Genomic DNA, 14,520 nt, shown 5'->3' with positions numbered 1-14,520 from the left:
GTACCCAGACCCGGGGTCGAACCGGGATGGATTTTACTCCACTGGTGTTTGAGACCAGCGCGTCTACCGATTCCGCCATCTGGGCATTCCGTTGAATTGCGGTGCAAAGGTAAGAAGTATATATTAAAGTTCCAAATATTTATAGGGGTTTTGGAATATTCTAAAATACTTTTAACATCATCTTTCTTCTTATTATTTAATATCTGAGTACAAATAACAAAAGGCTGAATCGGTAAGATTCAACCTTGCTATCTTTTTGCGCTAACAATTACTTAAGCCAATTTAGCAATATGAGCAGCCAGTTTTGACTTTAAGTTAGCAGCTTTGTTCTTATGGATAATGTTGCGTTGAGCTACTTTATCCAAAATCTTTTGTACTTTAGGATACATTGCTACTGCTTCTGCCTTGTCAGTAGTCATACGAAGTTTCTTCACTGCGTTACGCATTGTTTTAGCATAATATCTGTTGTGAAGTCTTCTTTTTTCAGCTTGTCTGATTCTTTTAATAGATGATTTGTGATTTGCCATCTCGACTAATCTTTAAATATTGTTCGTGATTCTGTTTATTATGTAGCCCGTGGGAGAATCGAACTCCCCTTTCAAGAATGAAAATCTTGCGTCCTAACCGATAGACGAACGGGCCATCCTTTGATGCTTTCGAGGAAAGTATCCCTCATTTGCGGATGCAAAGGTAGGAAGATTTTTTATTCCTGCAAAACTTTCTGCAGAAAAAATATACTTTCTCCTTAAAAGTCATATCTTTGCAAGTGTAAAACAGTGAATGGAAGTGAGATCAGTGTCACATTTTGATTCTTTAGTTTTATTTGTAGAGCCATGTTACAGAAATATCAGGGAGTAGTGTTACATACACTGAAGTATAATGACCGTTCAAATATTGCCTGTATTTATACAGGTGAGGGTGGGAGGATGTCCTTCTTGTTCCCAGCGCAACGTTCACGCAAGTCAATGGTAAGGTCGGTGCTGTTCCAGCCCTTGTCGTTGGTAGAGTTCGAAGCCGAGGTGCGTCCTCGTGCCAGTGTACATCCCATTCGTGAGGCGAAGGCATGGATGGTTTTCCAATCCTTGCCTTACGATCCCTATAAGTCTGCTATTGCGCTGTTTCTGGCTGAGTTTCTTTATCGTGCTTTGAAAGAAGAGGGAGCCAGTGCATCATTGTTTTCTTATTTGGTTTATTCGATACAATGGCTTGATGCGTGTGAAAAAAGTTTTGCTAATTTTCACTTAGTCTTTTTGATGCGTTTGTCTCGTTTTCTGGGGTTGTATCCGAATATGGAAGATTATGCCGAAGGTTGCTGTTTTGATTTGTTGAATGCCTGTTTTGTGATGGAGCCACCGTCGCATGGTATGTTTGTCGTTCCTGCTGAGGCTTCGCGCATCTGTAATTTGATGCGTATGAACTATGATACGATGTATTTGTTTGGAATGAATCGTACCCAGCGCAATCGTTGCCTCGACATCATTCATGAATATTATCGCCTGCATCTTCCTGATTTCCAGGAATTGAAGTCATTCCGGGTACTTCAGGAACTTTTTTAAGCAGGCGTTTTTCCGATGAGGAGAGTTAGGGGAGGGTTATTTGCATTACGAATCCACCTCGTGCCAGACAAGGAACTTCTGTCTCTTTTCCTATGGAAAGATTTTTTTCGATGCGGAATGATTTTTCATCTGTTCCGTCCCCGATGAAAAGTACAGCCGTCTGTTGTGGCAATGAAAGGCGTTGCAGTGAAAAACGGAGGATTGCCGGCGTGTCTTTTCCGTTGATGCCGGCAATGTACCATGTGTTTCCTTTTTTGCGTGCCAGAACGGCGTGTTCTCCAGGATATCCGCTCAGCAGTCTGGTATCATCCCACGTTGTAGGGAGAGTTGATAAAAGCTGTTTCACCTCGTCAGGCAGGCTTTGGTACGTTTCAGGACGATCAGGCATATGCTGGATGCCCGATTCGAAAAGGATGGGCAGAGCTAACTCGTGACCGTAACTGGTGATGTGTGGGTGCTGCGAGTCAGAAAATGTGCCGGGTGTATAGTCCATTGAGCCTATAACGTTGCGTGTAAAAGGCAAGGTCGCGTTGTGGCAGGCTGCACGTGAGGTGAGTCGTTCGTTGTTATTATACCATTCAGCTCCATATACGGATTCCAAGGTAATCAGTTGCGGATAGGTACGTTACCAGCCCCACGGTAGTGTACCTCCGTGCAGGTTTACGAGCAAGTGGTGGCGTGCTGCGTCCTCCAGTAAGTCGAAATAATAGTTGATTGCTTGCTGGGTGTCGGTTGGGAAGAAGTCCACTTTTACACCTTTCACTCCTTGCTTTTCCAGCCAGGCAAATTCCTTTTCACGGTCGGTTGCCTTGTTGAGGCGGTAGAGTGGAGTAGGTGCTCCTTCAATCCAGTTGGTGGTTGAGTTATACCAAAGTATCGGTCGAATGTCTTTCGAATGAGCATAAGTGAGGACATCTTCGATGGTACCTCCCGTCATTTGGTCCCATTCGGCATCGATCAGTGTATAGGGCCAGTGCATGGAAGCAGCCAAGTCTACGTATTGCTTCAGCAAGGCGCAATTGCGTGCCCCGTGATTGTGTGCCCAGTAAATCCACGATGCATTACCGGGTTTTATCCAACTGGTATCCTTTAGCTGACAGGGTGTAGCGACATCGGTTGTCAAGGTCGATTCGGTAATGTCGGCCAGTGTACCGATGATAAGTGTATGCCACGCTGAATGCCATTCGCCCGTCACAGATAATGCATCCTCTACCATTTTCACCCGATAACGTTCCGTGCCTTCGTTTACCAGATAAGTTCCACAATGAATACGTTGTAAATCCGATTCGGTTATCAGGGCGAATACATCTTTCTGTGGTTCCATTAAGGCGGGATATCCCCATTCGCCGGATTTGCAACCTTCGGTGCTGAAAGGATAAAAGCCTTCGTTGTCTACTGAGCGGGGACGCATCCAGCGTGGAGAACCTGTTGCCAGATCATAGGAAGTACATTCGTTTGTAATCATTTCTCCGTTTGGGGCTGTTTTCAGCTGGTAGCGGAAAGCGATTCCGTCATCGTATGCCCGTATAATAAGTGTCAGACATTGTTCTTTATCGTTTACCAGAATGAATCTCCGCTCATTGGCATGGTTGATACAGTGCTGGCGTTTGCCGGTGATCATTTGATAATCATCGGTGTGAAGGCTTGTTTCCGATGCCGATTGCAGGCGCAGCTTAGAGGATAAGTCTTGTCGGTTGGTCTGTATTCCCAAATGGATTTGGTTGAAAATGTATTGGTCTCCGTATCGGATAGAAAGGCAGGCTGTGCCTGCTGCATTATTTTCCGGGCAGTGTAGAGTTACGCTGATTTGTCCGTTGGGTGAATGGATTTCGGTAGCTTGCAATGTAAAAGTAAATAACAGCGTTGTGAATATGGCAAATAATTTGTGTTTCATAGGTGGTTTTAACAGTTTTATAAGTTTGGATAGGCAAATATACGGAAAAAAGCGGATGGTGACAATTGGTAGAGGTGTATTTTATCATGTAGAAATTCAAAACAGTTTCAAACAATGACTGTTGAAAAAGTAAGGTCATTCTGTCTCAGAGTGAAGGGGCTCTCATATAATAGTTTATGTTTTCGAGATCCTTCGCTCTGGGACAGAATGACAAATGAAAGCTGTCTTTTATTTTAAGACAGGCTCATTGTGATGAGAGTTATTGGTGTCGTACTGCAGGTGCTCCAAAATAGCTTGGATACCGGTTGTCGGGATAGAGGACGAGTTGTTCGAGTACGATTTCCGGATCAATCATATATAGTTTTAATCTATGCATACCTGCTTTCTTTACATGCAGTTTTGTGGTTAGCATATGCAGGATGTCGAATACTTCGTTACGGCGAAGTTGCTTGGAACCGGTAAGCTTGATGGTCTTGTCTTGCTTGGGAAGTGGTTTCAGGTTGGGCGACTGAGCCAAGTTGGCTGGATTGTATTCGCCGAATGTGTCCACGAATCCTTGGCGGGCATCTATCACTTCCGGTATTTCATCGTCTATTGCTACGGCGATACGCAAGCCTCGTTCGGGATAAACGTCTTGTGTGGGTAAGATACCGATGCAGAGCGAGACGGTTCCAGTATCGGGCAGTAGTATCTGGTATTCTAGGTATGGGGCTTCCTCAGGCTGGGCACTAGGAGCTGTTACAGGGCTGATACCCATACAGGCATATCCTCTTCCCAAGTCGGGCAGTTCAGTCCATGCGGCATCTTTTCCGGGAACGTTTTTGTTATATAGGTATGCTGGGATGGAAAATTCGGTTTTACTCAAATTGCCGAAATAGGCTTCCTTTGTGTCTGGTGCTTGTCCTTTGACGGCCCGGATACCGATAGGAAAGTTGGTTTCTCCACTCTTGATGGTCAGGCAGGCTTCGTGTGTTCCATTGCCGATGGCAGCCCAGTCTATGTTGACTTGGAGGCGCGTTTCGGTTTTTACCGTCCCGGAGGGTTGGCTGACTTTTATCCAAGTTTGTGACGGAGTTGCCGTGAAATTGATGCTTCCTTTTCCTCGGTTGAAGAGGTCAATATAATAGGTTTGGTCAAGCAATGCGTCAAATAGAGGCAATGCCAGTTTGTCCGTATAGTCGGTAGCCTCGCAGCCTTCCGGGCAAATGCCTAAAGATGGGGTGTCTTGCAGGGTGACTTGTTGTAAGGAAGGAAGCAGTGCTTGTTTGGGCATGGACCATTGTGTGTAACCGATGTGTATGTCCGACATCATGTTTTTCCATTTGCCGTTTGCCAGTGTATCATTGTAATAACATGTCAGCCGTTTGTCTTTTTCGAACAATTCTTCAGCTTGCTTCGCATGCAGGTTGGCCAAAGGTCTGCCCTGCTTTGCATAAAGATGGTTGCGTGTAGTGGCAGTGTAGATGTTAGCTATTCCGGCAGAAGCTACGGTGGGATAATACACCAGTTGGAAATAAGCATCTTGCCAGTCGGCAGGGAGAAGACGGGAGTATCTGGATGGCAACGCGTAACGGTTTGCTTTGCTATGACGTTACACGTAACCAGTATTCGGTGATGATGACCGGGCAAGGCCTTTAAGATGATGTGATTTGTGGACTGGTGAAAGACGGTCACGGCGATTTGTGGTGCAGTACGATGCGGGGAATTAGTCGCATTGATGGACATACGAAGGAGGTTGTCAATTATTATGCGGGAGATGATTGGCAAGGAAACGTATACCTGGAAGGACGTTATACACAGGCTACAGATGGAAGCATTTATTTCGGGAGTGGGAAAGGAATTGTTTGTTTTCATCCGGATAGTATCCGAAAAGTGCGGATGGAACGTACGCCGGTCATTACCGGGATGCAGGTCAATGGCCGGTTGGTAAATCGGCAGACCCTTTCAGGCAAGCATCCGGTTGTCAGTGAAGATTTGGTGAGGGCTACAGGCGTTCACCTTTCTTATTCTGACAACTCGTTTGCTTTTTGGGTTTCGATGATGGATTACCAGAATGCGGAAAGTATCTTTTATGAATATCGGTTGGAAGAATTCGGTGATACCTGGAGCCGGACGTTGCCGGGTGAGAGTCGTATACAGTATCATCACTTGCCTCCAGGTGACTATACTTTGTTGTTACGGGCGTGCGAAAATGGTTTTTGTTCGCCTGTCAGGGCGATGAAGGTGCATATAGCTCCCCCTTGGTATTTTAGTCCGTTTGCCCGGATACTCTATACCTTATTTATAATAGGTGCATGTTGTTTGTGGTATATTGCCGTGCAGCGCAAACGCCGCGAGGAAGTGGGAGAAATGAAGCTGCGCTTTTTTATCAACATTGCCCATGAGATACGTTCTCCGCTCACATTGATTGTTTCTCCGGTAGAAGATTTGCTGAAAAAAGCCAGTGATGCTGAAATGCATAAATCATTGCTGCTTATCCGTTACAATGCCAATCGCATATTGGAGCTGCTGAATCAGTTACTCGATGTACGGCGGATAGACAAAGGACAGATGCGGTTGCATTTTGCGGAGATTGACATACGGCATTTTGTGAATGAGCTGTTGGATGCTTTTTCAGGGCAGGCACGCCAGCAGGGCATTACCCTGCAAGTGGAGTTTGCAGATGATTTGCCCTTGGTATGGGTAGACCCGGACAATTTCGACAAAGTGCTGGTGAACCTTTTGATGAATGCATTGAAATATACTCCGCAGTCAGGAACCGTCTGTGTCAGTGTGAAGACGGGCAGTGCTCCGGATGCGGCAGGACCTTTGCGCGATTATTTGGAGATAGCAGTAGAGGATACAGGTAAAGGCTTGAATGAAAGAGAATTGAAGAAGATATTCGAACGCTTTTATCAAAGCGAATCCGGCCGTGTATCTGCCCGGCAAGGGTTCGGCATTGGGCTGAATTTATGTCAGGCATTGGTAAAGCTTCATTATGGTGTCATTTTTGCAGAAAACAGGAAAGATGTGCAGGGAAGCAGGTTTGTGGTGCGTTTACCTTTGGGAAACAAGCATCTGAAAAAAGAAGAAATGGCAGATGGGAAGCCGGAAGAACATCTTTCCTTACATGGACGTGTGGAGGAACCTGCCTATTTCCCCGTCCAGGAGAAAGGAAAGCGGAATCCGACACATTACCGTGTGCTTGTGATAGACGATGATGAGGCTTTGCGGAATTTCTTGCAGGAAAGCCTGTCGGTTCATTACCGGGTAGATGTGGCTGCCGACGGCATGGAAGGATGGCAGAAAGCACTTGCCACGTTGCCCGATGTGGTCGTGTCGGATGTGATGATGCCGGAAATGGACGGATTTCAGTTGCTGAAGGAACTGAAGAAGAATCCCAACACCAACCACATTCCGGTTGTGCTGTTGACTTCGAAAACCGAATTGGCAGTCGTATGGAAGGTCTGGAACAAGGAGCGGACGGATATCTGAACAAACCGTTCAGTCAGGATGAACTGGATGTGCTCATTGCCAACCTGATAAGCAATCGTCTTCGCCTGAAAGGGAAATATTCCGGTAGCCAGGAGCAGGAAGGGAAGGTGAAACCGCTCAAGGTGAAAAATACGGACGAGATATTGATGGAACGTGTAATGACAGTCATTGACCAGAATTTGGGTAATCCCATGCTGAGTGTGGAATTGTTGGCAAAGGAAGTCGGTATGAGCCGTACCCAATTGCACCGCCGGATGAAAGACATAACCGGTCTTGCGGTAAGCGATTTTATCCGTAATATCCGTTTGCGTCAGGCTGCACGGCTTTTGAAGGAAAAGCGGCTTATGATTACGCAAGTGGCTTATGCTGTAGGATTTTCCAGTCAGACCCATTTCTCGACGATGTTCAGAAGACAATATGGGATGACTCCGACGGAGTACGCAGAAACAGGAGAAAAAGCATCCGAAGACACGGAGGTTACCGGAACTGGTACGAAACATCCGGATGAAGCCTGAACATACTCATGCTGATGGAACACCGATGACGCAGAAAGGCCCGCGCCGGCACAAATTATATCAATGAATGTCCGATTTAGCCGACAAGAAGTTAGAGGGAGATAGAAGCCAATACTTCTGCGCTATTGGCATTAACTCCTTCTAACTCCTTTCGAGCCATTATCAGAAGCTGTTTTGAATTTCTCCAAAAAGTTTTTCTTGGCTTGATGTATCCGTTTTCGTGTGTGCTTTGGGCGATTTTTTGGTCCTTTTCGCCCATATTCTTCGTCAGATAGCCCGCTATCTTCCTCATCACACAAGCGAAAATGCCTCAAAAACTCATCCCAAATCATCGCACGATAAATTCAAAACAGCTTCTCAGTTATCCATTATCAGGCGGTAACGCTTTCCGGGTTTCGTATCGATGTCGTATTCGTATACTTTGCGGAGGGCAGGTTTGGCAGGAGTGCCTAATTCAGGTGATACCTGCGGTGTTTTGATGGCTGCGGGAGCATACAACGGGTTCGGGCATTCACCTTGGGCTTCGTGTAAGCCTTTGCCTTTCAGCGGCACATACGAACGGACACGCAATGTGCCGCCCAGTTTCGACAGAATGACCGCTTCACGCAATTCGCTTTTGTCCCACTTCATCGTTACTTCGAAGCCGCCGCGGGCAACCAGGCCTTTCACTTCACCTTTGCTCCATACATCGGGCAATGCCGGAAGCAGATGTACCGCTCCGTCGTGGCTTTGCAACAACATTTCGGCAATGCCTGCTGTTGCGCCGAAGTTTCCGTCTATCTGGAAAGGCGGATGCGCGTCGAACAGGTTGGGATACGTGCGCCCTTCGGGATATTGGCTTGTTTCGGCATCGCTCGGCAAGAGCTGCAGCATATTGCTAATCAGACGGAATGCATGATTGCCGTCAAGCATCCGCGCCCAAAAATTGATTTTCCAGCCGATGCTCCAGCCTGTAGCCTTGTCGCCCCGTTGCTCTAACGTGGTATGTGCAGCCTGGAACAGTTCGGGGTGGCTGTAGGGCGATACCTGGTTGCTGGGATGCAGTCCGTAGAGGTGCGAAATGTGCCGGTGCTCGTCTTTCGGATTGTCTGCATCTTCTGTCCACTCTTGCAGTTGGCCGTGTTTGCCTATCCGCATCGGTGGCAAGCGGTCAATCGTCTGCCGCAACGTGTCTTGGAAACTTGTCTCGTCGCCTACAGCCAAGGAAGCGCGCAGTGCGTTTGAAAGCACATCGAATGCCAACTGGTTATCCATTGTGCATCCTGCTGTTACCGGACCGTGTTCGGGTGACACTGAAGGGGCAATGACCCATTCGCGGGTATTCGGGTTTTCGGCAAGGAAATCCAGACAGAACAATGCCGCGCCTTTCAATATCGGATAATATTCCCGCAAAAACGTCAGGTCGCCCGTAAACAAGTAATGTTGCCACAAATGCTGGCTTAGCCAGAATCCGCCACTGGGCCACATACCTGCAGCGGCGAAGTCTACCGGACCTGCAATGCGCCACAAGTCGGTATTATGATGTGCCACCCATCCCCGGCAGTCATACATTTCGCGTGCTGTTTTCGCTCCCGTTTCCGACAAGTCTTTCAGCATGGCGAACAGCGGTTGGTGCATTTCGCTTAGATTAGTAGTCTCGGCAGGCCAATAGTTCATTTCCGTATTGATGTTAATGGTGTACTTGCTGTCCCACGGTGCGTTTACGCTGCGGTTCCAAATGCCTTGCAGGTTGGCAGGTTGCCCGTCGGGTTGTGAAGACGAAATCAGCAGGTAGCGTCCGTACTGGAAAAGCAGTACAGGTAAAGTCTGGTCCTTGCCTTGGTTGAAATCGCGGATGCGTATATCGGTTTCCTTCCGGGAAACTTCGTCTGTCTGTTCGCCAATCGTCAGCTGTACCCGGTTGAACAGGCTTTGGTAGTAAGCGGTGTGGGTAGCCAGTGCTTTTTCATAGGGCACTTTCACAGCTTGGGCTAAGCGGTTTTCTGCACGTGTCGCCGCATCGCCGCTTACATCGTGATAGTTCACGTAATTGGTAGCCGCAGCGATATAAATCACCGCTTCATCCGCGTCTGCCACTTCCAAAGTTTTATCTGAAGAATTTACGGTGCCGTTGGTAATCACTTGCACCCTGCATTCGGCACGCAGGGCTGCCTTTACTCCTTCCTGGTCTTTGCCGTAACAAACCACCGACAGCTTATTGCCTTCGGCTTTCACTTCATGCTGTAACGGGTTCTCGTAAGCAAGCCGGAAAGCCAAAGTGCCTTTCCGGTCTGCCTGCACACGCATTACAATGACGCTATCGGTAAACGAAGCGAAAGCCGTGCGGGTATAAGTCACTCCGTCCACTTCATAACGGGTAGTGGCTGTGGCGTTGGCGATGTTCAAGTCGCGGTAATAGTTTGTCGCGTCCTTGTGCCCGGTAAAATCAAGGAAAAGGCTTCCCAAGGTGAGATAACTCATGCCGTTCTTTCCCGAAAAGAAATTGGCATCGCACAACCGTTGTGCCTCCCAAGTCTTTCCTTCGAATATCAGTTGGCGCACCGTAGGGAGCACGTAACGGGCAAGGGAATTGTTATTATCGTGTGGTCCTCCTGCCCAAAACGTTTCTTCGTTCAGTTGCAGTTCTTCCCGTTCCGTACCGCCATATACCATCGCTCCCATCCGCGAGTTTCCGATAGGCAGGGCATCCGTCCATTCCGTAGCCGGACGGCTGTACCACAATTTCAAGTCTTCGGCATAGCCGGCTATTGCCGTCAGTCCCGAAAATACAATTGCTAAAATCAATTTCCGTGTTTTCATGTTTCATGTTTCATGTTTTATTGGTTGAACACAGCGGCTGTTAACTGTTATCACTTTGTTCAGGAGTTATACTTCATGCGGCATTTATTTGTGCATGGTATAACTCCTGACTGACATTAATTCATTATCACAGTATATGTTTTCACAACACCTCTGTAGTCGAACTTCACGATGGCCTTGCCGTCTTTGGTTTCCGGTTGGGTGATTTCAATCTTTACATCCGGATTGTTCGAAGCTGCCGTGATTTGAGGTACGCTTTCTGTTGCTTCCGGAAGCGTATAAGTCGCTTCGTATTGGTCGTATCCCGTATAACCGTTGGCATTGGTAGAACGGACGGGAACGGTAGGCAACTCTACTTCCTTGCCATTGACCTGGATGCTGACAGCCGGTGCAGCAGGATAAACCAAAGTCTTTTCATCGGCACTGAATCCCAGTCCCTGCAATACACATACCTGTCCTTCAGCATCGCTTTCCGCTACCAGGTAGATGGCATGTTTCTTGTCGAGTGTTTTTACGGCATCAGTCACGTCCAGTGTGAATTTGGTCACTTCGCTTTGGCTCGAACCTGCCGGAACGGTGATTTCACCTATTTTCTTGCCTTTCCACACGTCATTGTCCCATGGACCGTCCAGCCATACACTTACTTTGAAGGCTGATGAGGTTGTAGCGGTCAGGAAAAGGTTGAAATAAGTCTTGTCATACTCTTTGGAACCGGCAAAAGGCTTCAGGCCTTTTTGAGCTTGGTACAGTCCGCCGAAGCCGAAATATTTGTAACCGATGATGTCACCACCGTTTACGTTGATAGGCATATCGTTGCTCCAGATGTCCCATGCATCCTGTTGGCTGCCTACATTCGACAAGTAGCATGCGTAGCCGGCAGAATAATATTTGTAGGGGTCCATTCCGAATATCTGGAAGCCTTCCGAGGTAACTTCGGCACCGGTATAGGTATCTCCGTTACTTGCCTGCGCCTGCCAGATACTGTCGGGGGCATACGGGTCGTAGCCATGAATGGTTACTTTGCCTCCTTCTGCCACGGGTTTTTCATCCCATTGGATGGTGACAGGTGCCACCATCGCCTGGCGTGCAAACCCGAATCCGCGAGGAGGACGGTGATAGAATACATACCATTGTCCGTTGATTTCCTGCAGACTGCCGTGCGTGTTGTGTGCGGCATTGGTGGTCTGCAGCTTGCTGCCATCTTCGTTAAGTACCACACCACGCGAGTCTACCAATACACCTCCGCTGCGCCAAGGACCTAACGGAGTATCGCCGAAGGCATAACGCAGGGTCGAGTTAGTGCTTCCCAATCCGTAGTCGGGACCGGAATAGCCCGAGAAAATCATCACATACTTGTTACCTACTTGTCGGATAGATGATGCTTCGAAGAAGTTGAAATCTTCCGGTTTCTGTTCTTTGTAGAGTGCCGGATATTTTGTTCCCTTCGGGTCGCGTATCTCGCCATATCTTAAGCTGGCAGGGATGAAATAAGGGATGATTTCGGTACCTGGCCGTACAGAATACATGGTATGCTGGTCCAATTGGGCAGCCAGTGAACGCTGGAAGCCCCAGAAGCCGTAAGCACGGAAACCTATTTCATAATCCGGGTCTTTCGGGTCGGAAATGTTTTCGATGAAAATAGACGGGTCAAAGCCTAAAATGCTGCCCGGTACTGTGCGTGTGCCGTCTTCATTCAGGTTGACAGGAGTAAACGGACCGTCAGGCCGGTCACCTTTGCATACCATTGCCTCGCGGTTGGCACCTCGGCTGTGCGGATAGAGATAGTAAACTTTCTTACCGTCTTTTTGTTTGATTTCTACAAGGTCGGGTGCATACATCACGTCCCATTGGCCTTCCGTTTCGTAAGTGAATATCGGGCCTTCATCACGCCAGTCGGTCAAGTCTTCCACAGGTGCCGACCATATACGGATGTCCGGACCACAATAGCTGTCCATGCGCAGGTCGTGCGAGCCGATGATGTAGGCACGCAGCTTGCCCGGATTGTCGGGGTCTTCAAATACACGGGGTTCTCCGTCGGGCAAGTGTTCCCATAAGGGCAGGTAAGGATTACCCGTACCCATCAGTTGTGGGTCTAGGCTTGGTTGTTGCTGGCTCCCGCAAGAAGTGGCAAGAGTCAGTCCGAAAGCAAATGCCAAGGCAGCTTTCATGGGATAAGATTTACGTACATTCATGATGATTCAAAATATTTGTTCTTTTCAATGTTAAAGTTTTATCCGTACCGAGACAATGCTTTCTCCGGATATGGACAAAGATACGAATTCTCCTGTTACGTTGACATCAATGGTTTCCATATTTTTTGTCTCGCTGGTTTCTACCGCAGTAGCTTGACTGATACCGTCCATCGGGATTTGTATGCTCAGTGTGCGGTCCGATTGGTTCAGGAGGACAAGAGTTATTTCGTTGCCTGTCTCGTTGATGTATGCGGTGGCATCGATGTTCTCGCTTCCCGAAGTCACGGCGATACGGGTTGTGTTCGTTGCATACTGTGCGTAGTGAGCCAGGATGTATCCGTTCTTGGCGATTTCACCTTCGGCTACCGGACTGCGCGGGTCGTTGTCACCTATCATGCCATAGAAACGTTTCAGGTACCAGTATAAGTAGGCACTGCAATAGCCGTCCATGCACATATGGATTTCTTTTGCCAGATGCGAGAAGTTGTAGTCCCAGTTAAGGAATTGCCACATCGACGGGTCTTCTTCTTTCTCTCCGTCATTGAAAAGATGTTCGGTCATCCACCAGGTTTTGCCTCCCAGACGCGGATAAAGTCCGCATACATAGTCGTGGCGGCCTTTCACGTAATCGCTGCTTAAGTCGATGAATCCTTGGTAGAGGTGTCCGGCTACGATGTCGGTCTGCGCAAAGGCTTCTGCATCGTTCAGTACGGCATCGGTATATTCGGGCTGGTAGCCGCAGGCTTCGGGCGACATCAGCTTCACACCGGTTTCGCGGATGCGTGCGCCTTCCTGCTTCAGAAAGTTTACCACCTCTTGCGGTGTCCAGGCAGTAAAGTCCATATCGGGTTCGTTCTGTACCGAAACGGCATAGATGTCCACCCCGTTTTGTTTCATGAAATTGATATACTTGATAAGATGGTCGGCGTGGTCGGCGTAGTGTTCAGGCTTCAGGTGGTCGGTATCGTCCGCTTTGTCTGCCCATTCCGCCGGAATGTTCCACGGACAGGCAAATACGGTGGCACCGTGGCTTTGTGCGATTTTAGCACCATCCACGTCATCTGCCCAACGGGTTTCATCGGCATAAATCATCAGGCGCAGGATGGAGTATCCCAGTCCGTCCGGACTATACATCTTGTTCATTTCATCGGCTGTAATAGTGGGAGTGCCCCAAATGCTGACTGCATACATGCCGCCGAAACCTGCTACCGGCTGGTATTTGACCGCCGGGTCTACGGTCAGTACAATGCCGCCCGCACCTTCTTGGGTGATGGTCAGCTCGGTGGTTGTCCCGTTGCGGTCGGTCAGGCGGATAACCTGTGTACGGGTGTCCATCGAAGTGTTGGCATTACAGGTCAGGGTTACTTTGGTAAATTGGTGCTCACCGTTGTTGTCACCGCCCGATGTGGGGGTTACATTGGTCACGATATTGCCTTCTCCCAAAGTGATTTCCCAGGTTGATTGTTGCCAGTCGATGATGGCTTCGGCAGTGCCCTCGGTTGAGGTTACTGTCATGGCGTTGCGTACGAAACGGGCATACGAGTCGCCCCACAAGCTTTTGTTTACGGTGTCATCGTCCGAGCAAGCCCAGAAAAGTGTGCTTGCCAGAAACAGGAATAGAAAAGATTTCAGTTGTTTCATGGTGTTTTTTTGTTTACGTTTTTGATTTTATGCATGTTGACTATTGATTGTTTTTCTGTGTCCGGTTAATCAATCTTGTGCTTTTACTTCTCTACGTTTCAACAGTCTGCTAACTGCGTTTCTTGTAAGATTAATAATTAGTGTGTCCAGTTCTACGTTCCTAAAAAAGCAGTATCAAACGCCCTTGTTATTGTTCATATTATGCTCTGAAATTTAACACTTTAGCAGGCAAAATAGTTTTTTGAAGATTTGTGTATTTCATTGATATTTAGTAATTTAGTAGAATAATTAAGTAACTGAAAACAATGAAAAAATCAGATTCAAAATCCAATAAAGAGATCCTGGAAGAAGAGGTAAAACGTCTTCGTAAAGAAAATGCCAAACTGAAATCTCAAAAAGCAGCCAAAGAGGCTAAGCTTAAAGAAGCGAGAAAGGAACTTAAAAAAAAA

10 protein-coding genes, 2 tRNA genes and 1 pseudogene are annotated in these 14,520 nt (G+C 47.7%); 3 read left to right on the top strand and 10 right to left on the bottom strand.

Annotated features, from left to right (window positions below; all coding sequences use genetic code 11):
* Window position 1 precedes the first annotated feature (1 nt).
* The 3 genes from B5F71_RS16155 to B5F71_RS16145 form a co-directional block, all read right to left on the bottom strand.
* Window positions 2–85 (bottom strand) — tRNA-Leu (locus B5F71_RS16155).
* A 187-nt stretch (window positions 86–272) separates the two neighbouring features.
* Window positions 273–527 carry a 30S ribosomal protein S20 gene (rpsT, locus tag B5F71_RS16150; RefSeq protein WP_022039305.1) on the bottom strand — a complete coding sequence of 85 codons (255 nt, stop codon included), beginning with the start codon at window positions 525–527 and terminating at the stop codon, window positions 273–275.
* A 43-nt stretch (window positions 528–570) separates the two neighbouring features.
* A tRNA-Glu gene (locus tag B5F71_RS16145) sits at window positions 571–642 on the bottom strand.
* 191 nt (window positions 643–833) lie between these two features.
* On the opposite strand from B5F71_RS16145, the gene recO reads away from it, so the two are divergent.
* The gene (gene recO, locus B5F71_RS16140; protein WP_087212312.1) at window positions 834–1,556 is read left to right on the top strand and encodes a DNA repair protein RecO; all 723 of its coding nucleotides are present in this window, start codon (window positions 834–836) and stop codon (window positions 1,554–1,556) included.
* 25 nt (window positions 1,557–1,581) lie between these two features.
* Here the strand turns inward: recO and B5F71_RS21065 are convergent, their stop codons facing one another.
* The 3 genes and pseudogenes from B5F71_RS21065 to B5F71_RS16125 all read right to left on the bottom strand — a co-directional run bounded on the left by B5F71_RS21065 (window position 1,582) and on the right by B5F71_RS16125 (window position 5,014).
* Window positions 1,582–1,902 carry a glycoside hydrolase family 97 C-terminal domain-containing protein gene (locus B5F71_RS21065; protein ID WP_262483257.1) on the bottom strand — a complete coding sequence of 107 codons (321 nt, stop codon included), beginning with the start codon at window positions 1,900–1,902 and terminating at the stop codon, window positions 1,582–1,584.
* Window positions 1,897–3,450 (bottom strand): annotated as a pseudogene (locus B5F71_RS16130) (glycoside hydrolase family 97 catalytic domain-containing protein); the annotation flags it as partial. The pseudogene B5F71_RS16130 and the gene B5F71_RS21065, both read right to left, overlap by 6 nt.
* A gap of 259 nt (window positions 3,451–3,709) precedes the next feature.
* Window positions 3,710–5,014 carry a hypothetical protein gene (locus B5F71_RS16125; protein WP_087212302.1) on the bottom strand — a complete coding sequence of 435 codons (1,305 nt, stop codon included), beginning with the start codon at window positions 5,012–5,014 and terminating at the stop codon, window positions 3,710–3,712.
* Window positions 5,015–5,094: 80 nt separating this feature from the next.
* Here B5F71_RS16125 and B5F71_RS16120 point away from each other — a divergent pair, with 80 nt between their 5' ends.
* Complete coding sequence (locus B5F71_RS16120; RefSeq protein WP_143269922.1) at window positions 5,095–6,924, top strand: ATP-binding protein; 1,830 nt, start codon at window positions 5,095–5,097, stop codon at window positions 6,922–6,924.
* Window positions 6,888–7,439 (top strand): AraC family transcriptional regulator, encoded by a 552-nt coding sequence (locus tag B5F71_RS16115; protein ID WP_087212296.1) that lies wholly within the window; start codon window positions 6,888–6,890, stop codon window positions 7,437–7,439. The genes B5F71_RS16120 and B5F71_RS16115 overlap by 37 nt, the downstream gene beginning before the upstream one ends.
* Window positions 7,440–7,570: 131 nt before the next feature.
* On the opposite strand, the gene B5F71_RS16110 is transcribed toward B5F71_RS16115, so the two are convergent.
* From B5F71_RS16110 to B5F71_RS16095, 4 genes are all read right to left on the bottom strand, one after another.
* Window positions 7,571–7,771, bottom strand: a complete 201-nt coding sequence (locus B5F71_RS16110) for a hypothetical protein (RefSeq protein ID WP_158098122.1) — start codon at window positions 7,769–7,771, stop codon at window positions 7,571–7,573.
* 25 nt (window positions 7,772–7,796) lie between these two features.
* Window positions 7,797–10,238: a glycoside hydrolase family 95 protein gene (locus B5F71_RS16105; protein WP_087212292.1), complete on the bottom strand. Its 2,442-nt coding sequence runs from the start codon at window positions 10,236–10,238 to the stop codon at window positions 7,797–7,799.
* A gap of 116 nt (window positions 10,239–10,354) precedes the next feature.
* Window positions 10,355–12,430: a hypothetical protein gene (locus B5F71_RS16100; RefSeq protein WP_087212289.1), complete on the bottom strand. Its 2,076-nt coding sequence runs from the start codon at window positions 12,428–12,430 to the stop codon at window positions 10,355–10,357.
* A 30-nt stretch (window positions 12,431–12,460) separates the two neighbouring features.
* Window positions 12,461–14,071, bottom strand: a complete 1,611-nt coding sequence (locus tag B5F71_RS16095; protein ID WP_087212287.1) for a glycosyl hydrolase — start codon at window positions 14,069–14,071, stop codon at window positions 12,461–12,463.
* Window positions 14,072–14,520 lie beyond the last annotated feature (449 nt).

Origin of the sequence: Bacteroides sp. An269, assembly GCF_002159755.1 — a bacterium.
GTDB lineage: Bacteria > Bacteroidota > Bacteroidia > Bacteroidales > Bacteroidaceae > Phocaeicola > Phocaeicola intestinalis.
This window is presented reverse-complemented; position numbering and strand designations above follow the sequence as displayed.